At 56.1% G+C, this 1,608-nt stretch carries 1 protein-coding gene; it reads left to right on the top strand.

The window, feature by feature from the left end; translation table 11 throughout:
• The first annotated feature begins 107 nt into the window (after positions 1–107).
• The gene (locus Pla100_RS30250; RefSeq protein ID WP_146583126.1) at positions 108–1,571 is read left to right on the top strand and encodes an IS701 family transposase; all 1,464 of its coding nucleotides are present in this window, start codon (positions 108–110) and stop codon (positions 1,569–1,571) included.
• Positions 1,572–1,608: the final 37 nt, after the last annotated feature.

Below are 1,608 nucleotides of genomic sequence, written 5' to 3'. Positions count from 1 at the left end.
CTGCACTTTAGGCGATTGCCTATCACTTCAAAATTGATCTTGCCACGAAAAAGGCCCTCAGAGAAATTGGAGGTTCTCACACCAAACCAATACTCAAAGGGCCAAGGATGGCTAAGAATATACGCTCCGGAAGACCGCCGCAAGCTCGACATTCCGGTAAAAGTAATCGGTCTCAGCATGACAAGCGAAAGCGACTTGCCAATCACAATCCCGATCGTCGACACACGACTCAGGCCAGCGTGCCATTGATCGGCGGTGTCGCTGTAATGGCCAAGGCGATGAGCCGACTGCTTGACCGTCGAATCGCTTTTCGACTGCCGATCATCTTTGCCGGAGCGATGCTTGCCGGAGGACGCCGTACTGCGGCCAGCTGGTTTCGCTGTGCCGGGGTCAAGGACGACTGGGATCGCTTTTATGAACTGCTGCAGACGATCGGCAAGAACGCCGCGTCCATGATGGTGCCCCTGCTCGGCTTCGTGCTGACCAAGTTCGACCCTGGTGAACAAGGACACTGGACGCTGATGATTGATGATTCGCCGACAAAGCGATTTGGACCGTGCGTCGAAGCGGCCAACATTCACCACAACCCGACTCCGGGACCCGGCGATGGAGAATGGCTCTACGGACACAATTGGGTCTGCTTGGCATTGGCACTGGGGCATCCCAGCTTCGGGGTCATTGCGTTGCCTCTGCTGTCGCTGCTGTATGTTCGTCGAGTTGGCATCGAGGCCCTTCAAACACGTCATGGCTGGGAGTTCCGCACCAAACATGAACTGGCGTTGGACCTCTGTCAGAGAGTGATGGGCGTGCTCGGAGGTATCGGTTCCAAGGCTGGCTTTGTCGTCGTGTTCGATGGTGCCTATGCGGCCAAATCGTTGGTGCGTCCGTTGATCGCCCAAGGCGCGACGGTCGTGACCCGGATTCGTCGTGACGCCAAGCTGTTTGATCTTCCCGTGAACAAGATTGGTCAGCGCGGTCGTCCTCGAAAGTATGGCCAGAGCCGGATCAGCTTGGCCAAGCGAGCCGGTCATCGTGATGGATGGCAAACGATCAACTACCTGTGCCGAGGTGTGGTGAGTGAAGGTCGCTGCAAAACGTTTCTGGCGACCAGTCAGATCTTTGGCATTCCTGTACGAGTAGTCCTGCTGGAGCACGCCAGCGGCAACTGGGCGGCATACGTCAGCACGGACACTTCGATGAGCGTGGAAGCAATCTTGAAGATAGTTTCGGATCGCTGGTCGATCGAAGAGCACTTTCACGACGTCAAAGAAATCTGGGGTGCAGGCGAGCAACAAGTCCGCAACGTTTGGTCGAGCATCGGATGCTGGCACGTGTGTGGTTGGCTCTACGCATTGGTAGAACTTGAGAGCTGGGAAGAACCCAGTGAGCGTTTGGTTGATCGAAGTGACCGGCCGTGGGATACTCCCGATAGACGTCCCTCGCATAATGACCGTCGTCGCAGCATTGCCCGTAAAATGCTGCATGAAGCATTTTTGATCGATCTGCCCGACGTACCTGACAACACGAAATTCCACGACCGAATCGAACGCCTGCTGGCATTGGCGGTCTGAAACCTAGCCCGCCTGAAGGCGATCGCCTAAAGTGCAG

It is taken from the genome of Neorhodopirellula pilleata, from assembly GCF_007859915.1.
In the GTDB taxonomy this organism is placed as follows: Bacteria; Planctomycetota; Planctomycetia; order Pirellulales; family Pirellulaceae; genus Rhodopirellula; species Rhodopirellula pilleata.
Note: the sequence above shows the minus strand (reverse complement) of the source record. Positions and strands in the feature narration are given on the sequence as shown.

What these genes read in the sequence shown, in the direction of transcription:
- Pla100_RS30250 (WP_146583126.1), top strand. Translation starts at nt 108, where the DNA reads ATGGCTAAGAATATACGCTCCGGAAGACCGCCGCAAGCTCGACATTCC.